Source organism: Kocuria sp. CPCC 205258, assembly GCF_040981005.1.
GTDB lineage: Bacteria > Actinomycetota > Actinomycetes > Actinomycetales > Micrococcaceae > Kocuria > Kocuria rosea.
Genome location: NZ_JAVKPS010000004.1, coordinates 113,987 through 137,529 on the forward strand (window position 1 = coordinate 113,987; position 23,543 = coordinate 137,529).

At 73.9% G+C, this 23,543-nt stretch carries 14 protein-coding genes and 1 pseudogene; 7 read left to right on the plus strand and 8 right to left on the minus strand.

Features of this window, described 5'->3' with window-relative positions; genetic code table 11:
* Positions 1-6: 6 nt before the first annotated feature.
* Both RF644_RS08870 and RF644_RS08875 read right to left on the minus strand, forming a co-directional pair.
* Entirely contained in the window at positions 7-1,743 is a 1,737-nt protein-coding gene (locus tag RF644_RS08870) for an MDR family MFS transporter (protein WP_368796251.1), read from the minus strand.
* Positions 1,740-2,276: a MarR family winged helix-turn-helix transcriptional regulator gene (locus tag RF644_RS08875; protein ID WP_017832814.1), complete on the minus strand. Its 537-nt coding sequence runs from the start codon at positions 2,274-2,276 to the stop codon at positions 1,740-1,742. Before RF644_RS08875 ends, RF644_RS08870 begins: the two co-directional genes overlap by 4 nt.
* A 269-nt stretch (positions 2,277-2,545) precedes the next feature.
* On the opposite strand from RF644_RS08875, the gene RF644_RS08880 reads away from it, so the two are divergent.
* From RF644_RS08880 to RF644_RS08900, 5 genes are read left to right on the plus strand one after another with little or no spacing between them, the layout of a single operon-like run.
* Complete coding sequence (locus RF644_RS08880; RefSeq protein WP_368796252.1) at positions 2,546-3,205, plus strand: MBL fold metallo-hydrolase; 660 nt, start codon at positions 2,546-2,548, stop codon at positions 3,203-3,205.
* Positions 3,199-4,182: a bile acid:sodium symporter family protein gene (locus tag RF644_RS08885; RefSeq protein ID WP_368796253.1), complete on the plus strand. Its 984-nt coding sequence runs from the start codon at positions 3,199-3,201 to the stop codon at positions 4,180-4,182. The genes RF644_RS08880 and RF644_RS08885 overlap by 7 nt, the downstream gene beginning before the upstream one ends.
* 53 nt (positions 4,183-4,235) lie before the next feature.
* Positions 4,236-6,428 carry a glycosyltransferase gene (locus tag RF644_RS08890; protein ID WP_368796254.1) on the plus strand — a complete coding sequence of 731 codons (2,193 nt, stop codon included), beginning with the start codon at positions 4,236-4,238 and terminating at the stop codon, positions 6,426-6,428.
* Positions 6,425-7,723, plus strand: coding sequence for a glycosyltransferase (locus RF644_RS08895; protein ID WP_368796255.1), 1,299 nt, complete (start codon positions 6,425-6,427; stop codon positions 7,721-7,723). The genes RF644_RS08890 and RF644_RS08895 overlap by 4 nt, the downstream gene beginning before the upstream one ends.
* Positions 7,713-11,243, plus strand: coding sequence for a DUF3376 domain-containing protein (locus RF644_RS08900; protein ID WP_368796256.1), 3,531 nt, complete (start codon positions 7,713-7,715; stop codon positions 11,241-11,243). Before RF644_RS08895 ends, RF644_RS08900 begins: the two co-directional genes overlap by 11 nt.
* A 96-nt stretch (positions 11,244-11,339) precedes the next feature.
* On the opposite strand, the gene RF644_RS08905 is transcribed toward RF644_RS08900, so the two are convergent.
* Complete coding sequence (locus RF644_RS08905; protein WP_017832821.1) at positions 11,340-13,076, minus strand: formate--tetrahydrofolate ligase; 1,737 nt, start codon at positions 13,074-13,076, stop codon at positions 11,340-11,342.
* A gap of 117 nt (positions 13,077-13,193) precedes the next feature.
* Between RF644_RS08905 and RF644_RS08910 the strand changes: the two genes are divergently transcribed.
* Positions 13,194-15,806 (plus strand): DEAD/DEAH box helicase, encoded by a 2,613-nt coding sequence (locus tag RF644_RS08910; protein ID WP_368796257.1) that lies wholly within the window; start codon positions 13,194-13,196, stop codon positions 15,804-15,806.
* Positions 15,807-15,917: 111 nt separating this feature from the next.
* Here RF644_RS08910 and RF644_RS08915 read toward each other — a convergent pair whose 3' ends face one another.
* The 3 genes and pseudogenes from RF644_RS08915 to uvrB form a co-directional block, all read right to left on the minus strand.
* A complete protein-coding gene (locus RF644_RS08915) occupies positions 15,918-17,246 on the minus strand; it encodes a TerC family protein (RefSeq protein WP_368796258.1) in 1,329 nt (442 codons plus the stop codon).
* 540 nt (positions 17,247-17,786) lie between these two features.
* A pseudogene (locus RF644_RS08920) lies at positions 17,787-18,746 on the minus strand (TerC family protein); the annotation flags it as partial.
* A gap of 285 nt (positions 18,747-19,031) precedes the next feature.
* Complete coding sequence (gene uvrB / locus RF644_RS08925) at positions 19,032-21,152, minus strand: excinuclease ABC subunit UvrB (RefSeq protein WP_035923984.1); 2,121 nt, start codon at positions 21,150-21,152, stop codon at positions 19,032-19,034.
* 200 nt (positions 21,153-21,352) lie between these two features.
* On the opposite strand from uvrB, the gene RF644_RS08930 reads away from it, so the two are divergent.
* A complete protein-coding gene (locus tag RF644_RS08930; RefSeq protein WP_031282667.1) occupies positions 21,353-22,207 on the plus strand; it encodes an SDR family oxidoreductase in 855 nt (284 codons plus the stop codon).
* Positions 22,208-22,219: 12 nt separating this feature from the next.
* Here the strand turns inward: RF644_RS08930 and RF644_RS08935 are convergent, their stop codons facing one another.
* Both RF644_RS08935 and RF644_RS08940 read right to left on the minus strand, forming a co-directional pair.
* The gene (locus tag RF644_RS08935; RefSeq protein ID WP_017832827.1) at positions 22,220-22,492 is read right to left on the minus strand and encodes a hypothetical protein; all 273 of its coding nucleotides are present in this window, start codon (positions 22,490-22,492) and stop codon (positions 22,220-22,222) included.
* 130 nt (positions 22,493-22,622) lie between these two features.
* A complete protein-coding gene (locus tag RF644_RS08940) occupies positions 22,623-23,477 on the minus strand; it encodes a DUF1206 domain-containing protein (RefSeq protein WP_368796259.1) in 855 nt (284 codons plus the stop codon).
* Positions 23,478-23,543 lie beyond the last annotated feature (66 nt).

Below are 23,543 nucleotides of genomic sequence, written 5' to 3' on the forward strand. Positions count from 1 at the left end.
GCGGGTTCACACCCGGTCCACGGGGCCGGTGGAGGTGTCCTCGCGGACCCGGTCCCGGGCCGCTCCGCCGGCGGCGCCGTCCGAGCGCGGACCGGTCTCCTCGGCGTGCGCGCCGGCCGCGGCCTCCTGCTGCCGGCGGCGGACCTCGCGGGCGTCGAGCGTGCGGGTGACGACCTTGAGCCGGCCCGTGGCGGGGTCCACCTCCACGATGTCCACGGTGCGGCGCAGCGGCACCTCCTTGATGAGGAGCACCGCGAGCAGCGTCACGAGGGACGCGACGGCGGCGACCAGGAAGACGAGACCGGTGCCAGTGCCGTAGGCCTCGCGCACCACGCCCTCGACGGAGGCGGGCAGCGACTCCAGGTCCATCGTGGAGCTGTCCACCGCGGCGGGGTCCCCGCCGCGGGCGCGGGTGCTCTCGGCGAGCTGCCGGGCCAGGTGGGAGCTCATGAGGGCGCCGAACACGGCGACCGCCACGGCGCCGCCCATGGTGCGGAAGAAGGCCACCGAGGAGGAGGCCGCGCCCATGTCCTTGAGCCCCACGGTGTTCTGCACGGCCAGGACCAGGTTCTGGTTCAGCGCGCCGATGCCCAGGCCCACGAGGAAGATGAAGACGCTCACGGCCCACAGCGCGGTGTCGTGCGTGAGCGTGGCAGCGAGGAACAGGCCGGTGGACATGAGCACGGCGGCGACCACCAGGATGATCTTCCACCGCCCGTAGCGGGTGATCAGCTGCCCGGCTACCGTGGCGCCCACGAGGGAGCCGAAGACCTGCGGGAGCATGAGCATCCCGGCCATGGTGGGGCTGAATCCCTGGCCCAGCTGGAAGTACTGGCCGAGGTAGGTGGTCGAGGCGAACATGGCCCCGCCGGTGGCGATGGCCGCGAGGATGGCCAGCGCGGTGGTGCGCTCGGTGACCACGCGGATGGGCAGGACCGGCTCGGCGGCGCGCTGCTCCACGAGCACGAACAGCACGGAGCCCACGAGCGCGGTGGCCACGAGGGCCGCGGAGGCCGCCGAGACCCACTCGAACATGCCCGGCTGCCCGGCCAGGGACACCCACAGCAGCAGCGCGGAGGCCGAGACGATCAGCAGCGCGATGCCGAGCCAGTCGATGCTCACCTTGCGGGGCGCCTGCGGCGGGATGTGCAGGGTGCGGTGGACGAGCACGGCCGCCAGGACCGCCAGCGGGGCGGGGATGAGGAACACCCAGCGCCAGCCGAAGAGGTCCACGATGAGCCCGCCCAGCAGCGGGCCGGCGGAGGTGGCCACGGCCATGACGGCGCCCATGTAGCCGGCGTAGCGACCGCGCTCCCGGGGCGGGATGATCGTGCCCATGATGGTCATGGCCAGGGCCATGATCCCGCCCATGGCCACTCCTTGGACCACGCGGGCCAGGATGAGGAACTCGATGGTCGGGGCCAGCCCGGCCATGGCCGAGCCGAGCACGAAGATCACGATGGACAGCTGCAGCAGCTTCTTCTTGTCGAAGAGGTCGGCGAGCTTGCCCCAGACGGGCGTGGTCGCGGCGTTGGCGAGCAGGGTGCCGGTGACCGTCCAGGACAGGGACGTCTGGTCCCCGCCGAGGTCGGCCATGATCACGGGCAGGGCCGTGCCGATGATCGTGAGGGTGACCATCGCCATGAAGAACACCGAGAGGATCCCCGTGAGCGCCCGCATGACCTCCTTGTGGGAGGCGCCGGTCCCCCCGCCCGGTGCGGTGGTCGGTTGCTGTGACGTCATGGTGCGGTCTGCTCCTCGTGCTCTCGGTCTGCGTGCTCTCGGTCCGTGTGGTCCCGGTCCGGCTGGTCCCGGCAGGACGTGGTGCGCTCCACGCCGAGGGAGTCCAGGAAGACGGTGGTGATCTCGTTGATGGCCCCGCGGCTGGTGCGGGCCTGCTCCTCGTCCCAGCCCTCGAGCCGCGCGGCGAGGCGCTGGGCGTCCTGCTCCAGCACGGCCCGGACCTGCTCGCGGCCCCGATCCGTGATGGCGACCAGCGCGGCGCGCCCGTCGTCGGGGTCGGGGGTGCGCTCCACGTGGCCCTCCTCCTCGAGGACGGCCAGCTGGCGGCTCAGCCCCGAGGGCCCGAGACCGGTCTCGGCGGCCATCACGGTGGCCCGGCGGGGTCCGTTGCCGTCGAGGTAGTAGAGCAGGGCGATCGCCGTGGGGTTGAGCCGGCGCGGGCCGGCGTCGGTCTTGGTCACGCGCTTCATAACGCGCTGCAGCTCCAGCAGGTCGCGCACGAGCTCCACGGCGGTGTCGTGGGAGACGGGCAACGGAGGCTCCTCCGGGATCGGGGGGGATATTCGGGGCGACAACGACGAAGGGGCACCCGGTCCGCACGCCCCGCTCCTCGCGGGGTCCCGCGTCGACGACGACGCGGGCGTGGTGCCACCCGATGCCCTGATAATTTGTTGCCTCACGCAACTTTATCCGGACGGCGCGGGGAAGCCAACCCCGGCGCCCGTGCCGTCGGACACATCGCCCGGCGCCCCGGAGCGCCCGCGATTGGCCAGTGTCAGGAGTCGGGAGTACCTTCGTCCTCATGATCGCAACGAAGACGGAGGTCACCGACCTCTCCGAGGTCACGATTCGCCGGATCTCCGTGAGCGAGATGGACAACAACGTCTACCTCCTCACGTCCAAGGACGAGGGCACGCAGGTCCTCATCGACGCGGCCGACGACGCCCGGGCCATCGCCGGCCTCGTGGGCGCCGGCAACGGCGACTGCTCGCAGGCCTACGGCAATCTCCAGCTCATCATCACCACCCACTCGCACTGGGACCACGTCCGCGCCCTCGAGGAGGTCCGCTCCCGCTCCGAGGCCATGACGGCGTGCGGCGCCGACGACGAGTCCGACATCGCCGTGCCCATGGACCTGACCTTCGAGGACGGCGACACGGCGGAGTTCGACGGCTTCGACCTCGAGGTCATCGGCCTGCGCGGGCACACCCCCGGTTCGATCGCCCTGGTCTACCGCGACCCGCAGGGCCCGGCGCACATCTTTTCCGGCGACTCCCTCTTCCCCGGCGGCGTGGGCAAGACGAACAGCCCCGAGGACTTCCGGCAGCTGATGGACGACGTCACCGAGCGCGTCTTCGCGCGCTTCGAGGACGACACCGTGGTCCACCCCGGCCACGGGAAGCCGACCACGCTCGGGGCGGAGCGCCCGCACCTCGAGGAGTGGCGGGCCCGCGGGTGGTAGGTCCCGGGCCCGCGGCGGCCGTCACCGCCGCGCCCGACCGCGGCGCCTACACCGCCGTCCTGCTCTTCCCCGTGCTCGTCCTCGCGGGCGGGCTCGTGGGCTTCCTCGCCCCCGGCGCCGTGAGCGGCCTGTCCGGGTGGATCAACCCCCTGCTGGGCGTGGTCATGTTCGGCATGGGCCTGACCCTGCGGCCCGTGGACTTCGCGCTCGTGGCGAAGCGGCCGCTGCCGGTGCTGCTCGGCGTCGCGGCCCAGTACGTGATCATGCCCCTCGTGGCGCTGCTCGTGGTGTTCCTGCTGCGGCTGCCGCCGGAGCTCGCCGCGGGCGTGATCCTGGTGGGCTGCGCGCCCGGGGGGACGGCCTCCAACGTGGTCGCCTACCTCGCCCGCGGCGACGTGGCCCTGTCCGTCGCCATGACCTCGATCTCCACGCTGCTCGCACCGCTGCTGACCCCGCTGCTCACCCTGTGGCTGGCCGGGCAGTACCTGCCCGTGGACGGTAGGGCCATGGCGTGGTCGATCACCAAGATCGTCCTCCTGCCCGTCGTCGCGGGCCTCGCCGTCCGACTGCTCGCGCCCCGCCTGGTCGAGCGCGCCCTGCCCGCCCTGCCGTGGGTGTCGGTGGCGGCCATCGCCGTGATCGTGGCCATCGTCGTCTCGGGCAGCGCCGACCGGATCGTGGAGGCGGGCCTGCTCGTGCTCGCGGCCGTGGCCCTGCACAACGTCCTGGGCCTGGTCCTCGGCCACCTCGTGGGGGCGGTGACGCGGCAGCCGATCGCCGTGCGCCGCACCACCGCCGTGGAGGTGGGCATGCAGAACTCGGGGCTGGCCGCCGGGCTCGCCGCCCAGTACATGAACCCCCTCGCCGCCCTGCCTGCCGCGGTGTTCTCGGTCTGGCACAACCTCTCGGGCGCCCTGTTCGCCCTGCTCTGCCGCCGTGCCGACGCGCGGGCGGCGCGCCGGCTCCCAGGAGCCTGAGAATCCCTGCGACCCGCTGTGCGCGGGACCGGGCCTCGGCTACGGTGAGGCCCATGACCTTCGCCGCGCCCCGCGCCCCGTCAACGAGCGCAGAGCGCACCGGCGCGGCGACGCACGAGGCCCTCGAGGCCGTCCGCCGCGCCCCCTCGATCCTCGACGGCATCCGCCGCGCCGACGACCTGCTGCAGGCGGTCCGGGGGGATCCAGCCGGGGCGCTGCCCGTGCTCGCGGAGGAGATCCGCCGGCGCGACGACCACGTCGCGGCGATCGCCGCCGTCCATGCCCTCGCCTCCGTGCCCGGGTCCCGGGCGGACACGCTCCTCACCGCGCTCCTCGACGACGAGCCGTGGCTGCGGGAGCACACCGCATGGGTGCTCACCGACCGCGCGCCCCTCCCCCGCGCCGCAGCGCACCTCGCCGACCTCGTCGCCGACGGCGGCTTCCCCGGCATGCTGGCCCAGCGCACCCTGCAGGCCTGGGCCCCGGCGGCACCGGACACGGTCGGGACCGCTCTCGAGCACGCCCTCGCGGGAGCCGTCGCCCCCGGACCCCGCGCACGGCTCGCCGAGACCCTGGGGCTCGTCCCCGGGGCCGGGCCCGCCGCACGGCTCCGCGCCCTGGCCGGCAGTCCCGGCGAGGAGCAGGACGTCCGCGGGGCCGCCCTCGAGGCCCTGGTGGACCGCCGGCAGACCGGCGCCGAGTCCGTGGCCGACCTGGCGGACGTGGCCGGGACGTGCGCCGACGCCGACGGTCCGCTCGCCGCCGTGGCCCGGCTAGCCCTCGCCGACCTCCACGCCGCCGCGGAGCCCGACCCGGCGACCGGCCGGGACGGGCTCACGGTCCTGCAGCCGTTCCTCCACGCGGAGATCGACCGGGACCTCACCTTCTCCGGTCGGGGGGACAACGGCGGGATCGCCACGCTGCTCGCCCAGCTGGGCGACGCCCTCAGCGCCCCGGACGGCCCCGGCGGCGTCGCCCGGGTGCTCACGGTGTCCCGCGGCACCCACGACGAGGCGCGGGCGGCGACGGCCCGTCCGGCGGGGGCGGGGCACGTCTTCGGCGTCGTCCCCTTCACCGGCCCCCCGGTGCACATGGCGGACGCCTGGCCGCGGCGGGTGGCCGCGGAACGGGGGCTGCGGCGCGTGCTGCGCCGGGCCGGCCCCGTGGACGTGCTGCACCTGCGCATGGCCGACGTCGGCTCGATGGCGGCCGCGGCGGTGGCCGCGGAGCTCGGCATCCCGTGGGTGCTCACGATGGCCCCCGATCCGCACGCGCTCGTCGCCGCCCGCGAGCGCGCCGGCACCCTGACCCGGGCCGGCTTCGGCGCGGCCGACCGCGTGGAGCACCTGTGGTTCCGCGTGCGCCTGCTCGCCGACCTCGCGGCGCGGGCGGAGCACCTGGTGCTCTTCCCCCGCCCGGACCTGGCCCGGGACGCCCGCGCGCTGCTCGACGTGGACCTGGACGAGCCCGGGCGGTGCACGGTGGTGCCGGAGGGCATCGACCTGGGCGCCGTGGACCGTGCCGCCGCGCAGGTGCGCACCGGGGCCGGAGCGCACCTCGCGGAGCTCGACACCGTGCTCGCGGCCCTGCCCGCCGCCCGGCGCGGACTGCCGCTCGTGGTCACGGTGGGCCGCCTGCACCGGGTGAAGGGCACGGGCACGCTCGTCGAGGCGTGGGCCCGGGACGCCGGGCTGCGGGACCGCTGCAACCTCCTCGTCGTCGGCGGGGACCTCGTCTCCCCCTCCGCCGACGAGCGGGAGCAGCTCACCCGGATCGACGCCGTTCTCCCCCGGGACGAGGCCGCGAGCGCCGGCCTGCTCCTGGCCGGCCACCGCCCCCACGCCACCGTGGCCGCCTGGCTCGCCGCGGTGCGGCGGGGGCGGCCGGGCCTGTCCTCCCCCGCCGGCGTCTACGTCTGCGCGAGCCTCAAGGAGGAGTTCGGCGTGGCGCTGGTCGAGGCCCTCGCCACCGGGCTGCCGGTCGTGGCACCCGACGCCGGCGGGCCGGCCACCTTCGTGGCCGACGGCGTCACCGGCGTCCTCGTCGACACCGGCGACCCCGCCGCGCTGGCCCGGGCCGTGGACCTGGCCCTCGACCTGGCGGCGCGCCCCGACGCGGAGCGCACCGCCGACGCGGCCCGCGCCATGGTCCGCGACCGCTTCAGCATCGAGGGGATGGCGACCGCCCTCACCTCCGTCTACGACGACGCCGTGGCGCACACGGCCGACAGGAGCCCCACCCCGTGACCCTGCTCGTGATCAGCCCGGACTACGCCTCCCACCTGTTCCCCCTCGCGACCCTGGCCACCGCGTGGCGGGACGCCGGGGAGCGGGTGGTCGTGGCCACCGGTCCCGCGACCGCCGCCATCGCCCGGGGCTTCGGCTTCGAGGTCGAGATCCTGCCGCTGGGCCGCGGCTCCAACCCCGGGGTCATCCGGGCCGAGGAGCAGCCGCCCGGGGAGGACGACGCCCTGCGCGGGTTCTTCGCCGCCACCCGCCGCGGCCCCGCGGAGACCCTGGCCTTCCAGGCCCGGGCCCGGCGCGACGACCTGCTCTGGGACCCGCTGGGCACCGCGCGGCGGGTGCAGGACGTGGTGGACCGCGTCCGGCCGGACCAGGTGGTCGTGGACCACCTGGCCTTCGCGGCGCGCCTGGCCCTGACCGGGTCCGGGATCCGGCACGCCGACGTGGTCCTGGGCCACCCCTCGGCCCTGACGGTGGCCGGCGAGGTCTACGGGCACCCGCCCGTCTGGCCCGGCCGGCTGCGCCCGTCCCCGGCCGAGCTGGAGGCGCTGCACCGGCTGTGCTCCTCGGTGCGGGACGAGTTCACGGAGCAGTGGAACGAGGCCCTGCAGCAGATCGCCCCCGGGACCCCGGCGAGCGCCGACGCCTTCGCGGAGACCGGCGACGACCTCCTGCTCAACTATCCGGGCGAGCTCCACGACGAGCACCGGACCCGGGCGCTGCCCGAGCACACGTTCCTGGGCTCGGCCGTCCGGGAGGAGGCCGAGGACCCGGAGGTGGCCGCGTGGCTGGCCGGCTCGGACCGCCCGATCGTCTACATCAGCCTCGGCAGCTTCCTGTCCGTGCGCGGGGACGTGCTCGCCCGGGTCGCGGAGGCCCTCCGCGGCCTGGACGTGCGGGTCGCCCTCGCGGCCGGGGCCACCCGGCCCGCCGAGCTGGGCCCGGTCCCGGAGTCCTGGCTCGTGCGCGGCACCCTGCCGCAGGTCACCCTGCTGCGCCGCGCGAGCGTCGCGGTCTCCCACGGCGGGAACAACAGCGTGACCGAGGCGCTCACCGCCGGGGTGCCCCTGCTGCTGCTGCCGATGTCCACGGACCAGTTCGCCGGGGCGGCGGCCCTCGAGGCGGCGGGGCTCGGGACGGTGCTCGACCCCAACGCCCTGTCGGCCGCCGAGGTGCGGGACGCCGTGGCCGAGCTGCTCGACGACGGCCACGAGCGGCGGGGGGCGCTCGAGGACCTCCGGCACGACCTGACCCGCCGGCCCGGGCCGGGGCGGGCGTTCGCGGCCCTTGTCGGGTGAGCCCCCGGGCCTGCCGCTGACCCTCCTGCCGCCGTCCCGGGGGCTGGCCGGGGCGACCGCCGGGCAGGCGCCGGCGTTCGGCCGCACCCTCCGCCTCGCCCTCGCCATGCGCGGCGGCGTGAGCCTCGCCGTGTGGATCGGCGGCGCGGTGGCCGAACTGGACATCCTGCGCCGGATCCGGATCCACCGGGACGGCCGCGGAGCGCTGCACGCCTACCTCCTGCACCCCGCCGAGACCCCGGACCCGGCGCTCGAGGAGCGGGCGGCGGTGTACGCGCAGCTGCTGGCGGACGCCGGCTACGACCGGGTGGACATCGACCTGCTCGCCGGGGCCAGCGCCGGCGGGCTCAACGGCGTGGTGCACGCCGTGGCCCAGCGCGCGGGCTCCGACCTGGACGCCCTCGGCCGGATCTGGACGGAGCACGGCGCCCTCGGCCGGCTGCTGCGCCCGCTCGGACGGCACCCCGTGGACTCCCTGCTGCGCGGCGACGACTACCTGTGGCCACGGCTGCTGGAGGCGCTCCTGGCGCTCCGGGGCAGCCCGGAGCACCACCCGGAGCTGGTGGCCGAGCACGTCACGGTCGAGCTCTCCGCGACGGTCCTGGACAGCGACCCCTCCCCCTACAGCGCGTCGGCGGAGGGGCGCAGCGACTTCCACTTCTCCTCCCCGGAGCCGGGCTCCCCCGGCCCGTCCCTGGACAACGACATCCCGGGGCGGGACACGGCCCCCGAGCAGGCCGCGGCCGCGCTGTCCCGGCTGGCCTACGCCGCCCGGGCGACGTCCTCCTTCCCCGGCGCCTTCGAGCCGGCCTCGGTGTGGTCCGCCCCGACCCCGGGCCCGCGGGGCGCCCCGGCCCCGGCGGCCGGGCGCCCGGATCTGAGCCATGCGTTCGGCGCCCACCGCGACCCTGCGGAGCTGCCCTACCATGTGGTCGACGGCGGGGTGTTCGACAACATCCCCATCGACCGGGCCCTGGAGGCCGCGCGCACCAGGACGTCCCTGCGGCACGCCGACCGGGCCCTGCTGTACCTCGACCCGGACCCGCCGCACCGCGAGCGTGCCGTGCCCTTCGTGCGCGACCTGCCGCGGCTCGTGGGCACGCTCGCCGCCACGGTCTCCCGGCTGCCGCGGCGGGAGTCCGACGACGACGAGGTCCTGGCCCTGTCCGACTACCTGGACGCCCAGCTCGTGGCCGGCGGCCGGCTGCACCCGCTCGCGGCGCTGATCGGGGGCTGGGACGAGGCCTCCGTCGATGAGCGGCGCCGGGCCTACCTGCGCTACCGGGCCCGGACCGACGCCGACCTGCTGTCCCGCCTCCTGACCCGCCCGGCGCAGTGGCAGCTCACCTCGACCCTGGCCCGGCGCGACGCCCTGCGGGCCCGGCCGCCCCGTGCGCTCGACCCGCTGCGGGCGGAGCTGCTCCGGCGCTACGACGCCCTCTCCCGGGGCCCGCTGGAGGACCCCGCCGCCGCCGCGGTGCTGCGCGGGGCACAGGCCCTGTTCGACGCCGCGTCCTGCGTGCTGTCCTGGGTGCGCGTGCTGGAGGAGCTGGGCCTCGACGGGCCGGCCGGACCGGCCGGGCGATTCGACCGGTCCCTCGCCCGCGAGCGCGCCTACCGGGTGCTGGCGCGGGCCCGCCACGAGCGCGACCGGCGCTTCCACGCCGTGCTGGCCGCCGTCGCGGACCCGGCGGCAGACCTCACGGAGGCCGTGGACCCCTGGCTCGGCGCGGCCGGCGCGGGGCACCGGCCGGCGGACGCCTCCTGGGCCGAGCTCGACGCGGTCGTGGACGGGCTCCGGGGCCTGCGCGCCGCGGTGGACGAGCACCTGGACGCGGACGTCCCCGGCCGGGCGGCCCGCCGCGCGGTCTGGGAGGCGTCCCCGTGGTCGAGGATCCCCGCCGGGGACCGGGCGCCGGCCGCGGCCGACCTGCCCCCGCTCCTGGCCGCTGCCGGGATCCCCGCCGCGGTGTCCCCCGTGGCCTACGGGGAGATCCGCGGCGACCAGGCCCCCGCGGCGCCGGACGCGTTCCCCGCGCTCCGGGCGGCGCTCGCCCGGAACCGCCTCCAGCAGGCCCTCGACGCACCGGGGGCCGATCGCCGGGAGCTCGCCCGCCTGCTCACGGACGCCGAGGAGCGGATGCCGGCGGGCGCCAAGCTGGCCGGTGCGGGGCTGCTGAACTTCCGGGGGTTCCTGGCCGCGGACTGGCGGGCCCACGACTGGTGGTGGGGACGCCTCGACGCGGCGGCCGGGGTCGCCGGGTTCCTGCGCGGGCTGCCGGCGGCCGCTCCGGCGTCGCCCCCGACGTCTCCGACGACCCCAACGATACCGCCGACCTCGACGACCCTGCCGGGCGCGCCCGGCGGTTCCCCGGCCGGGAGCAGCCCGACGGTCGACCCCGTCGTCGCCGGCCTGCAGGACGCCCTGCTGCGCGACGCCGGGCACGGCTGCCCCGCCCGCGGCCGGGCGGCCGTCGGCGCGAGCGCCGACGGGCTGGACCGGCTGGCGCCGGGGCACCGCCTCTCGCTGGCCTCGCGCGGGGTGCGCGTGCTGGGGCGGGCCCTGGCCGGCACCCCGGACCTGCCCCGCCCCGTCTGGGAGGTCCTGCTGCTCGTCCTCCAGCCCCTGCTCGTGCTCGTGCCCGCGGTGGTGACCCCGGTGCGCGCCGCCCTGGTCGCCGTCGCGCTGATGGCCGGGCTGTGGCCGGCCGCGGGCCCGGTCGGCGCGGAGGCACGGGCGTGGTCCTGGCCCGGTGCCGCCCTGCTCGCGGCGGTCGCCACGGTGCTCGTGCTGTCCCTCCTGCGGACGGGGCGGCGCGCGCTGCGACGGTGGGCGGCCGTCCGGGAAGCCGCCGGGGAGCGGCCGCCTCCCCGGGCCCGGGCCACCCCCGGGGTGCCTGCGGGATCGGCCGTCCCGGTGGTCACTGCCGAGGACGTCGCCGCCGCCCGCGGCGGTGCGCTGCGGCGGTCCGCCCTCGCGGGTGCGGCCGCCCTGTCCCTGCTGCTCCCGCTCGGGGCGGCTGTGCCGTCCGGGCGCGCGGCCGCCGTCCTGCTGCTGGTGCTCGGCGTGCTCGTCCTGGAGCGCCTGAGTGCGGTGCTCGCGGGGCGCGTGCCGAGCCGCGAGGGCCTGGACGAGGTCGGCCGGGCGGTCCTCGTGGTGCCGGCCGCGGTGGCGGTCTGGGCCGTGGCGGCCCTGGCCGGGCTCCCGGGGCTCGTGCCGGACGGCGCCGGAGCGCGGGCCGCCGCGCTGGCCCTGGCGCTGCTGGCGGTCGGCGTCCTGCTGCTGGCCGGGTGGGTGCGGCCCGCCTGGACGCTCGCCGTCGTGCCGGCCGCGGCGGCCGTCGGCGGCGCCGCGTCCTGGGTGCTGTGGACCTGGGCCGGCGGCCCCGGGTCGCTGTGGACCGACCTGGCGGCCGTGGCCGGGGCCGCCTACGCCTGGGCGGCCGTCCTGTGGTGGGCGCCCGCCGAGGGCATGCTGCGGCGGCACGGCCCCGGCGAGGAGCTGCTGCCCCGCCCGTGAGCCGGCGAGTCCAGGTCCGGGACGAGACAGGGCTCGGACGGGGCGGGTCCCGGACCGGACAGGTCCGGGACGAGGCGGGTCCCGGAGGGACGGACCTCAGAAGAGGCCGGTCACGCGCCCGTCGTCGTCGATCCCGATCCGCTCGGCCGCCGGGGAGGTGCCCAGTCCCGGCATGGTGCGCATCGTCCCGCAGATCGCGTAGAGGTACCCGGCGCCCACGGCGGCGCGCAGCTCCCGGACGGGCAGGGACCACCCCGTGGGCGCTCCCTTGCGGGCCGGGTCCGCAGTGGTGGACAGGTGGGTCTTGGCGATGACGACCGGCAGCCCCCCGTAGCCGAGCTCCTCGTAGCGGGCCAGCTGGTGCTCCGCGGCCGGGGTGATCTCGAGGCCGTCCGCGCCGTAGACGCGGGTGGCGACCGCGGTGAGCTTGTCCTCGAGGGACTCGGTGAGCCCGTAGGTCGGGGTGTACCCGGCCGGATGCTCGCACGCCGCGGCCACAGCGTCGGCGAGCTCGGCCGCCCCGGCGCCGCCCTCGGACACCGCCGTGCACACGGCCACCTCCGCCCCGGTCGCCCGGGCGATCCGGCGGATCGCCTCGTGCTCCGAGGGGTGGTCCCCGGGGAACGCGTTGATCGCCACGACCGGGGAGATCCCGAAGGACCGGGCGATCGCCAGGTGGTGGAGCAGGTTCGCCGCCCCCGCCTCCACGTCCCCGGGGTTCTCCTGCAGCATCTCCGCCGGCAGCGCCCTGCCCGGGCGCACGCTGTAGCGGCCGGAGTGGGTCTTCAGCGCCCGCACCGTGGTCACGAGCACCGCCGCGTCCGGGGTCAGCCCGGAGGCCCTGGCCTTGACGTTGACCAGCCGCTCGAGGCCCATGTCCGCGCCGAACCCGGCCTCGGTGATGACGTAGTCGGCGTGGGCCATGGCCACGTAGTCGGCGACCACGGAGGAGTTGCCGGTCGCGATGTTGCCGAACGGTCCGGCGTGGACCAGCGCCGGGGTCGCCTCGAGGGTCTGCAGCAGGTTGGGCTGGAAGGCGTCCTGCAGCAGCACCGCCATGGACCCGGCGGCCTTGAGGTCCTCGGCGGAGACCGGCTCGCCGTCGTACGTGGCGCCCACCACGATCCGGCCCAGGCGCCGGCGCAGGTCGGCGAAGGACGTGGCGAGCGAGAGGATCACCATCACCTCGGACGCGGCCGTGATGTCGAAGCCCGTCTGGCGGGGGACACCGTCCTGGTGGTCGCCGAGGCCCACCACCACGGTGCGCAGCGCCCGGTCGTTGACGTCGAGGACCCGCCGCCACGTGATCGAGCGGGCGTCCAGGCCCAGGGCGTTGCCGTGGTGCAGGTGGTTGTCGATCATCGCCGCCAGCAGGTTGTGGGCGGCCGTCACGGCGTGGAAGTCCCCGGTCAGGTGCAGGTTCAGCTTGTCCATCGGCAGCAGCTGGGCGTACCCCGCCCCCGCCGCCCCGCCCTTGATCCCGAACGTGGGGCCCATGGACGGCTGGCGCAGGGTCAGGGCGGCGGAGCGGCCGGTGGCCGCCATGCCCTGAGCCAGGCCCACCGCCGTGGCCGTCTTCCCCTCGCCGAGCGGCGTGGGGGTCAGCGACGTGACCACCACGTACCGCACGCCGCGGGCGTGCTTGCGCGCGGCGGCCTCCTCGGGGGTGGACACCTCGTCCGGGCGCGGGTCGACCTTCGCCACGAAGCGCCCGTAGGGCTCCAGGCGGTCGGCGGCGATCCCGGCGGCCGCCGCGATCTCGCTCACGGGGCGGGGCCGGGCGGCCTGGGCGATCTCCAGGTCCGAGGGCATCGGGTCGGTGACGTGCGTCATGGGCCCAGTCTGCTGGACCCGGGGCGTCCCGGCCAGTGCCCCGCCGTCCTCGCGCGGGCCCCGGCGGCGCGGAACCGGCACGGGCCGGGACGCGCCGTCCCGATACAGTGGAGGACGATGAAACTCCTCGAAGCCCTCTCCCCCGAGCTCGGCACCCCGGGCCACCCGTACTACCGCGGCGACTTCGCCACCAACGCCCTGTCCGGGGACGAGGTCTACGAGGGGTTCCTCGGCTGGATCGCCTCCCGGGACATGGAGCTCTACCCCGCCCAGGACGAGGCCGTGCTCGAGTTCGCGAGCGGGTCCAACGTGATCCTCGCGACCCCGACCGGGTCCGGGAAGTCCACGGTGGCCGTCGCGGCGCACTTCGCGGGTCTGGCCGCCGGGCAGCGCTCGTACTACACCGCCCCGATCAAGGCGCTCGTGTCCGAGAAGTTCTTCTCGCTCGTGGAGATCTTCGGCGCCGAGAACGTCGGCATGGTCACCGGGGACTCCGCGGTCAACGCCGCGGCCCCCATCATCTGCTGCACCGCGGAGATCCTCGCCAACGTCGCCCTGCGCGAGGGCCGGGACGCGGACGTGGGGCCCGTGGTGATGGACGAGTTCCACTTCTACTCCGACCCGCAGCGCGGCTGGGCGTGGCAGGTGCCCCTGCTGGAGCTGCCCCAGGCGCAGTTCCTGGTCATGAGCGCCACGCTCGGGGACGTCTCCCGCTTCGAGGAGGGGATCACCGAGCTCACGGGCCGCCCGACCACGACGGTGTCCTCCGCGGAGCGGCCCATCCCGCTGCACCACTACTGGTCCGAGGACCCCATCCACGAGGCCCTCGAGGAGCTGCTGAGCACCAGCCAGGCCCCGGTCTACGTGGTGCACTTCTCCCAGCTGCAGGCCATGGACCAGGCCCAGAACCTGATGTCCGTCAACGTGCTGACCAAGGAGGAGAAGGAGCGCATCGGCGAGCTCATCGCCGGGTTCCGCTTCTCGGCCGGCTTCGGCAAGACCCTCAACCGCCTGGTCCGCCACGGCATCGGGGTCCACCACGCCGGGATGCTGCCCAAGTACCGCCGGCTCGTGGAGCAGCTCGCCCAGACGGGGCTGCTCAAGGTCATCTGCGGCACCGACACCCTGGGGGTCGGCATCAACGTGCCCATCCGCACCGTGGTCATCACGGCGCTGTCCAAGTTCGACGGCGAGCGCACTCGCCGGCTCAACGCCCGCGAGTTCCACCAGATCGCCGGCCGGGCCGGGCGGGCCGGCTACGACACCGCGGGCACCGTGGTGGTCCAGGCGCCCGAGCACGTCATCGAGAACAACAAGGCAATGAAGAAGGCCCACGCGAAGTTCGGCGACGACCAGAAGAAGCTGCGGCAGGTGGTGCGGAAGAAGCCGCCGCAGGGCTTCGTGTCCTGGGGGAAGCCGACGTTCGAGACCCTGGTCGCCTCCGATCCGGAACCGCTGACCTCGTCCTTCACGGTGACCCACTCGATGCTGCTCAACCTCCTGCAGCGCCCCGGGGACCCGGTGCTCGCGGCGTGGCACCTGCTGACCCACAACCACGAGACGCGGCCGCGGCAGCGCGCCCTGCTGAAGCAGGCCATCGGCATCCTCAAGGAGCTGCGCGCCGCCGGCGTCGTCGAGAAGCTCCCGGAGCCCGACGAGGAGGGCCGCACCTGGCGGCTGACCGTGGAGCTGCAGGAGAACTTCGCCCTCAACCAGCCGCTGTCCCCCTTCGCCCTCGCCGCCCTCACCCTGCTGGACCGGGAGGACCCGGGCTACGCCCTGGGCGTCGTCTCCGTGATCGAGGCGACCCTGGAGAAGCCCCGCCAGGTGCTGAACATGCAGGAGAAGAAGGCCCGCGGGGAGGCCGTGGCGTCGATGAAGGCCGAGGGCCTCGACTACGACGAGCGGATGAAGGAGCTCGAGGACGTCAGCTACGCCAAGCCGCTCGAGGAGCTGCTGACCCAGGCGTTCGAGACGTACCGCACCGGCGCCCCGTGGGTGGCGCAGTTCGAGCTGACGCCCAAGTCCGTGGTGCGGGACATGTACGAGCGAGCCATGACGTTCGGCGACTACGTGCAGTTCTACGGTCTGGCCCGGTCCGAGGGCATCCTGTTGCGCTATCTCTCCGACGCCTACAAGGCGCTGCGCCAGACCGTGCCCCTGGACCTGCTCCGGGAGGACCTCGAGGACCTCGTGGAGTGGCTGGGCGAGCTCATCAGGCAGACCGACAACTCGCTGCTCGACGAGTGGGAGAAGCTGGCCGCCGGGGAGGAGTCCCCCATGGGCACCTCCGCGGACTCCCTGGAGGAGCTCATCGACGAGCAGCCCCCCGTGATCACGTCCAACCCGCGGGCGTTCCGGGTCATGGTGCGCAACGCCCTGTTCCAGCGCGTCGAGCTGTTCGCGGACGAGAAGGACAAGGTCCTGGGCGCCCTCGACGGCGAGCACGGCTGGGACCGGAACCGGTGGGCGGACGCCATGGACGCGTACTTCGGCGAGCACGAGGACATCTACACGGACCCCCAGTCGAGGGGGCCGGGGCTGATCCGGATCGATGAGCAGCCCGAGGGCCTGCCGGGGTTCTGGACCGTGGTGCAGGTCTTCGACGACCCGGACGGCCACCACGACTGGGGCATCAACGCCCGCATCGACCTGCGGGTCTCGGACGCGGACGGCTTCCCCGCGGTGGTCGTGGACAACGTCGGGCCCATCACCGAGACGGGCCGCTGAGCCGGGGCCGCCCGGCGGCCCCTCCCACGACGACGGAGCCCCCAATGCGCACCTGCTCGGTGCGCGCCGGGGGCTCCTGCTCCCGGTGCGCGGGGCACCGGGAGGGGTGGCTCAGACGGCGGAGCTGCCGCCGCCGCGGGGGGCGTCCGGGGTCGTGGTGCCGGCCGCCTCCTGGGTCTCGGCCCGGGCACCGGAGAGGGCCTCGGCCTCCGGGGCCGGCACGGCGTCCGGCTCCGGGCCCACCCCGGTGCGCTCGAACTCGCGGTGCTTGCCGCGGGCGCGGTCCAGGAGCTCGTGGAACTGCTTCTCGGACTCGAGCAGCTCCTGGCGGTGCTTGTCGGAGATCTTCGGCATCTGCCGCTGGTACTTCGCGGCCTTCTCCGCCAGCTTCTGGCGCTCCCCGGCGGGGGCGTCCTGCGGCAGGGTCACGTACCGCTCGGCGACGGTCTGCAGGCCGTTGAGCACGCGCAGGGCCCGGCCCTTGGGGCTGTAGAGGGAGGCCAGGACGGTGATGACCAGCACCCCCACGATCACGGTCAGCGAGAGGCTGATGCCGACCTCGACGACCTCCACGTGCTCACCGTTGTTGATGAAGCCCAGGTTGTTCTCGTGCAGGGCGTGCAGGATGAGCTTGACGCCGATGAAGCCGAGGATGATCGCCAGGCCCCAGGAGAGGTAGATGAGGCGGTCCAGGAGCCCGTCGATGAGGAAGTAGAGCTGGCGCAGGCCCATGAGGGAGAACGCCACGGCGGTGAACACCAGGTAGGTCTGCTGGGTCAGGCCGAAGATCGCGGGGATGGAGTCCAGCGCGAAGAGCACGTCGGTGCCGCCGATGGCCACCATCACGAGCAGCATCGGCGTCATGACCTTCTTGCCGTTCTCCATGGTGAACAGCTTGTCGCCGTCGTACTCGTCGGAGGTGTGCATGAAGCGCTTGGCGGTGCGGATGATGAAGTTGTCCGCCTCGTCGTGGGCGGACTCGGACAGCTCGCCCTTGATCAGGGAGCCGGCCGTCAGCAGCAGGATGAGACCGAACAGGTAGAAGATCCAGGCGAACTGGTTGATCAGCCCGGCGCCCACGAAGATCAGGGCGGTGCGGGCGATCAGGGCGAACGTGATGCCGAAGAGCAGGACCTTCTGCTGGTCCTCGCGCGGGACCTTGAAGGACGCGATGATGATGAGGAAGACGAAGAGGTTGTCGACCGACAGCGCCTTCTCCGTGATGTACCCGGCGTAGTACTCGCCGGCGTACCGGCCGCCCCACTGGACGAGGACGAACAGGCCGAAGAGGAGGGCGATGCCCACGTAGATCGCGGACCAGATCGCGGCTTCCTTGAGCTGCGGTTCGTGGGCCTTGCGCACGTGGAACACGTAGTCGAAGAGCAGCAGGCCGATGATGGCCGCGATGGTGACGATCCAGACGGTGAGTGAGACTTCCATGGTTCTGCTTTCGGGGTCGAGTACGGGACAGCCGTAAGTCTCTCCGCCGTTCCCGCCGGACCGTTCCGGTCCAGTGCTGGGCTCGACCGCTGCGTCCGGCCGGGTTGTGGCACCCGACGTGCTGACGTCCACAGCGCTGAGGGATACTCCCCTAGGCTCGGCCCAGTCTATACGGACGTCCCGGCCGGCACGGCCAGGGGCCCGGTCCGCCGCGCGGCGGACCGGGCCCCTGCCCGCGCGGGCCGTCGAGGACGGTCCCTAGCGCTCAGCCCGCGGGGGCGCTCAGTGCCGGGCCTCCCGGTGCTCCGCGTGCTCCAGGTGCCGGCTCTCGCTGTGGTGCTCCTCCGCCGACTTGCCCGTGTGCTCGTGGAGGTCGGGCAGCTCCACGGCGGAGCGTTCCGCGGCGCCGCGGGCCGCACGGTGCTTCTGCACGAGCTCGGCCTGCACGATGCGGATCTCCTGGGTGGGGGTGCCCTCCGGGATGCCCCGGTAGACCTCGATGGCCCGGTGCAGCTCGGCGACGGCGTGGGCGGACCGGCCCTTCGGGCTGACCATCGACGCGACCGTGGCGACCACGATGATGGCCACGATCACGCCCAGGGACACGAAGGTGGGGATCTCGGGGGCCCACCCGATGTGCTCGCCGCCGTTGATGAAGGGCACCTCGTTCTCGTGCATGGCGTGCAGGATGAGCTTGACGCCGATGAACGCCAGGATCAGCGACAGTCCGTGCTTGAGGTAGATGAGCCGCTCCATGAGCCCGCCGAGCAGGAAGTAGAGCTGGCGCAGGCCCATGAGGGCGAAGATGTTGGCCGTGAAGACGATGAACGGGCTCTGGGTCAGCCCGAAGATCGCCGGGATGGAGTCGAAGGCGAACATCAGGTCGGTCACGCCGATGGTCACGAAGACGACGAGCATCGGGGTGAAGAGCTTCTTGCCGTCCACGGTGGTGCGCAGCTTGTTGCCGTCGTACCGGTCCGTCATGGGGACCACGGTGCGCAGCCTGCGGATGAGGCCGTTCTCCTCCGACTCGTCCTCGCCGTCGTCCTTGGCCTGGTGGTACGCCGTCCAGAGCAGGAAGACGCCGAAGAGGTAGAAGACCCAGGAGAAGTTCGCGATGATCGTGGCGCCCAGCAGGATGAAGATCCCGCGCAGGACCAGCGCGATGATGATGCCCACCATCAGCACCTCCTGCTGGTACTTCCGCGGCACCGCGAACCGGGTCATGATCACGATGAACACGAACAGGTTGTCGATGCTGAGGCTGTACTCCGTGATCCAGCCCGCCACGAACTGTGTGCCCTGCTCGGCGCCCGCGAAGGCGAACATCAGGGCGCCGAAGACGAGGGCGAGGGCCACGTAGACGCCCACCCAGATGCCGGCCTCCTTCATGGAGGGCTCGTGGGGGCGCTTGGCGACCATGATCAGGTCGAAGAGAAGGATGCAGCCGAGAACGACGAAGGAGCCGATCTCGAACCACGCAGGTAGCTGTGTGTGCACGCGAGTTCTTTCGCTTGGAGATGGGTGAGCCCGCGGGCCGGCGTCGTCCGGGGAACGGGGCGGACCGGGGCATCACGATGAGCCGCAAGTCTCTCCACCGTCCCCGGCGGGCTGGAGGCCCGGGTGCCGAGGTGCGGTCGCTGCGACCGGCCCGGCTCCGTTGCCCGGCGTGCTGACGACCGCAGCGCTGAGGGATACTCCCCTACGCGGAGAGCACTCTACCCGAACCTGGGAGAACGCCGGGAACGGACGCGGCCCCGGGTCCCGGTCCCGGCCGGAGCGGGCTCAGGCGTGCCCTGCCTGCTGCATCTGCCGCAGCTCCTTCTTGAGGTCCGCGAGCTCGTCGCGGATCCGCCCGGCGAGCTCGAACTGCAGCTCGGCGGCCGCGGCCTGCATCTGCTCCGTCATCTGCGCGATGAGGTCCGTGAGGTCCTCCGCCGGCGCGGCCGCGAACCCGTCCCGGCGCAGCTTGTCCTCCGCGGCCGCCACGGCGTCCCGCCCGCCCTTCGCCCCGGTCGGCGCGGTCTTCTTGCCGGCGGCGGCACGGCGGGCGAGCAGCTCCCGGGTGTCCTCCTCCTCGCGCTGGAGCTGGTCGGTGATGTCCGCGATCTTCTTCCGCAGCGGCTGCGGGTCGATCCCGTGCTCCGTGTTGTAGGCGACCTGGATCTCCCGGCGCCGGTTCGTCTCCTCGATGGCCGTGGCCATCGAGTCGGTGATCCGGTCCGCGTACATGTGCACCTGGCCGGAGACGTTGCGGGCGGCACGGCCGATCGTCTGGATGAGGGACGTCGTGGAGCGCAGGAAGCCCTCCTTGTCGGCGTCGAGGATCGCCACCAGGGAGACCTCGGGCAGGTCCAGGCCCTCGCGCAGCAGGTTGATGCCCACGAGGACGTCGAACGTGCCCATCCGCAGCTCGCGCAGCAGCTCCACGCGGCGGAGGGTGTCCACGTCCGAGTGCAGGTACTGGACCTTGACCCCGTGCTCCATGAGGTACTCGGTGAGGTCCTCGGCCATGCGCTTGGTGAGGGTCGTGACGAGCACGCGCTCGTCCCGCTCGACCCGCGCGTTGATCTCGTCGAGGAGGTCGTCGATCTGCCCCTTGGTCGGCTTGACGACCACCTCGGGGTCGATCAGCCCGGTGGGCCGGATGATCTGCTCCACGTAGCCGTCCGCCTGGGACAGCTCGTACTTGCCCGGAGTGGCCGAGAGGTAGACGGTCTGGCCGATGCGCCCCAGGAACTCGTCCCACTTCAGCGGGCGGTTGTCCATCGCCGAGGGCAGCCGGAAGCCGTGCTCCACGAGGGTGCGCTTGCGGGACATGTCGCCCTCGTACATGCCGCCGATCTGCGGGATCGTCACGTGGGACTCGTCGACCACCAGCAGGAAGTCGTCCGGGAAGTAGTCGATGAGGCAGTGCGGGGCGGACCCGCGGGGGCGGCCGTCGATGTGCAGCGAGTAGTTCTCGATGCCGTTGCAGTAGCCCATCTGCTCCATCATCTCGAGGTCGTACGTGGTGCGCATCCGCAGCCGCTGGGCCTCGACGAGCTTGTTCTGGGACTCCAGCTCCTTGAGCCGCGCGGCGAGCTCGTCCTCGATGGACTTCACGGCCGTGGCCATCCGGTCCGCGCCGGCCACGTAGTGGGAGGCGGGGAAGACGTACATCTCCGTCTCCTCCCGGATGATCTCCCCGGTGAGCGGGTGCAGGGTGTAGATCGACTCGATCTCGTCGCCGAAGAACTCAACCCGGACCGCGTGCTCCTCGTACATGGGGATGATCTCCACGGTGTCCCCGCGCACGCGGAACGTGCCGCGGTGGAAGTCGACGTCGTTGCGCGCGTACTGCATGTTCACGAACCGGCGCAGCAGCTCGTCGCGGTCCATCTCCTCCCCCCGGCGCAGCGTGACCATCTGCGCCACGTACTCCTCCGGGGTGCCCAGGCCGTAGATGCAGGACACGGTGGCGACCACGACGACGTCCCGGCGGGTCAGCAGCGCGTTGGTCGCGGAGTGCCGCAGCCGCTCGACCTCCTCGTTGATGGAGGAGTCCTTCTCGATGAAGGTGTCCGTCTGCGGCACGTAGGCCTCGGGCTGGTAGTAGTCGTAGTAGGACACGAAGTATTCGACGGCGTTGTTGGGCAGCAGCTCCCGCAGCTCGTTGGCGAGCTGCGCGGCGAGCGTCTTGTTCTGCACCATGACGAGGGTGGGCCGCTGGACGCGCTCGATGAGCCACGCGGCGGTCGCGGACTTGCCGGTGCCGGTGGCGCCGAGCAGCACGACGTCCTTCTCCCCCGCCTCGATCCTCGCGGCGAGCTCCTCGATGGCCCTCGGCTGGTCGCCGGCGGGCACGTAGTCGGAGATGACCTCGAAGGGGGCGACGACACGGTTGATCTTCTGGGCGAGGCTCATGGCACCAGGCTACGCGCCGCCCCGGACACGGAGGCCGGGTTCCTCCGGAGGCGATCGGCCCCGCGGCCGCCGGGACCGCACGCCGGAAATACGCCGCGGGCGCCGCCCGTTGCACAGGACACACCGCCGCGCCGGGCGGGTGCCGGCGGGCCCCGCCGGCCACCGTCGGCAGCGGCCGGGCCACCACCGGGAGGAACACCGTGTCCATCGTCATCACCGGCGCGACCGGCCGGCTGGGCCGCCACGTCATCAGCTCCCTGCTGCGCCTGGACGTGCAGCTGCCGGACCTCGTGGCCGCCGGCCGCGACGAGGAGAAGCTCGGCGCCCTCCGGGAGCTGGGCCTGGCCACCGTCCGGGCCGACTACACCGAGCCCGCGACCCTCGACGAGGCGTTCGCGGGGGCGGACACGGTCCTGCTCATCTCCAGCAGCGAGGTGGGGATCCGGGTTCCCCAGCACCGGAACGCGGTCGACGCCGCCGTCCGGGCCGGGGTGTCCCGCCTCGTCTACACCAGCGCCCTCGGCGCCGACCGCGGGAAGCTGCTGCTCGCCGACGAGCACCTGGCCACGGAGGAGGCGATCGCCGCGTCCGGGCTCCCGTTCACGATCCTGCGCAACGGCTGGTACACCGAGAACTTTGAGCCGGCCCTGCGGCACGCGGAGACCACCGGCGTGGTCCTGGCCAGTGCCGGGGACGGCCGGGTGGCCAGCGCCACCCGCGAGGACTACGCGGAGGCGATCGCCGCGGTCCTCGCCCAGGACGGCCACGCGGGGCAGACCTACGAGCTCTCGGGGGACGTGGCGTGGAGCTTCGACGAGCTGGCCGCCGCGCTGACCGAGGTCCTGGACCGGGAGGTGACCTACCGTCGGCTCACGCCCGAGCAGCACCTGGCGGAGCTGGAGCGGACCGGCGTGGACGAGAGCACCGCGCGGTTCCTGGTGGCCCTGGACGCCAACATCGAGGACGGCGCGCTGGACCTGGTCACCGGGGACCTGTCGCGGCTGCTCGGCCGGCGCACCACGGCGCTGGTGGACGCGCTGCGCGCGATGCGCTGACGCGCGGGGCCGTCAGTTGCGGGACGTCCCGGCCCGGGGGCCGCCGCGGGAGTCGTCGCGGTGGTAGAGGTACTCGTTGCCGTGCTCGTCCCGCTCGATCACGAAGTGCTTCTGGCACTCCTCGTACCAGGCGTGGGCCCGTTCGCTCTCCCCGGCGCCGTGGGTCTCCGGCGCCACGCGATCGGCCGCGCCGTAGATCTTGAGCGCGATCTGGTTCAACCGGTCCAGGAGGCGGTAGCCCGACGACGGCGCGTCCTCGTTGACGGTGTGCTGCTCTTCAGACATGGCGTCCCCCAGGTGACCGCGGTGCGGATGGGACCATTCTATTCCTCGTGCCGCGCCCCGCGAAGGCCGGTCGGCCGGCAGCTCCGGACGCCCGGGCGGCGCGCCAGGAGGGCCCGCCGGGAGCGCGCGGTCACATCCGCTGGTACCTGGCCCGGACCACCATGAAGACGCCGTAGCAGATGAGGCCCAGGGCCACGGCCCCGAGGATCCACGCCCCGAAGGGCTGCTCCTGGAGGGCCTTGAGCGCACCGTCCAGCCCCGAGGACTGCTCCGGGTCGCTGCGCACCGTGGCGACGACGACGAGCACCCCGAGCACGGCCAGGGCCACGCCCTTGGCCGCGTAGCCGGCCGTGCCCAGCCACATGACCGCCCTGCCGGCCGTGCCCGGCGGCAGGCGCTTCAGGTTCTCCCGGAAGGACCTCGTCACGCCCCGGTGGACGAAGAAGGCGCCGGCGACGACGAGGCCCAGCCCCACGACGATCAGCAGGACCGTGCCGGCCGGGTGCGCCATGAGCCGGGCGCTGAGCGACTGGGTGGACCCGCTGCTGTCGCTCGTGCCGCCGAGGGCGTAGGTCCCGAACACGGCGCCGATGGCGCCGTAGACGACCGCCTGGCCGCCCATCTTGACGCGGTGCTTGAGCCGGTCCCGGTCCGAGCGCTGCGTCGCGCCGAAGAAGATCTCGCTGAACAGGAAGACGGCGAGCGCCGCGCAGCCGAGGAAGCACGCCCACAGCAGGACGGTGCCGCCCGGGCTGCCGGCGAGCGCGGCGACCGCCCCCGACTGGTCCGCCGAGCCCGAGCCGCCGGTGGCCACGCGCAGCGCGATGACCCCGATCATGACGTGCAGCAGACCCGCCGCCACGTACCCGGCGCGGGCCGCGAGGACGAACCCGCGGGAGTCCGTCGCGTCGTCCGCGGCGTCGGCCGCCCTCGTGGCCTGCCGGCCGACCTCGCCCATGGTTCCTCCTGCGGTGTGGGTCTCCATCGTGCGCCTGCGGACCGCCGGTGTCCACGACGCCGTTCGGCTGACACCGGGGTACGCCCCGGACCG

Bases quoted from the DNA above. Each gene is read 5' to 3' on its own strand.
- RF644_RS08870 (WP_368796251.1), bottom strand. From the start codon at position 1,743: ATGACGTCACAGCAACCGACCACCGCACCGGGCGGGGGGACCGGCGCC.
- RF644_RS08880 (WP_368796252.1), top strand. From the start codon at position 2,546: ATGATCGCAACGAAGACGGAGGTCACCGACCTCTCCGAGGTCACGATT.
- RF644_RS08890 (WP_368796254.1), top strand. From the start codon at position 4,236: ATGACCTTCGCCGCGCCCCGCGCCCCGTCAACGAGCGCAGAGCGCACC.
- RF644_RS08905 (WP_017832821.1), bottom strand. From the start codon at position 13,076: ATGACGCACGTCACCGACCCGATGCCCTCGGACCTGGAGATCGCCCAG.
- RF644_RS08910 (WP_368796257.1), top strand. From the start codon at position 13,194: ATGAAACTCCTCGAAGCCCTCTCCCCCGAGCTCGGCACCCCGGGCCAC.
- RF644_RS08915 (WP_368796258.1), bottom strand. From the start codon at position 17,246: ATGGAAGTCTCACTCACCGTCTGGATCGTCACCATCGCGGCCATCATC.
- uvrB (WP_035923984.1), bottom strand. From the start codon at position 21,152: ATGAGCCTCGCCCAGAAGATCAACCGTGTCGTCGCCCCCTTCGAGGTC.
- RF644_RS08935 (WP_017832827.1), bottom strand. From the start codon at position 22,492: ATGTCTGAAGAGCAGCACACCGTCAACGAGGACGCGCCGTCGTCGGGC.
- RF644_RS08940 (WP_368796259.1), bottom strand. From the start codon at position 23,477: ATGGAGACCCACACCGCAGGAGGAACCATGGGCGAGGTCGGCCGGCAG.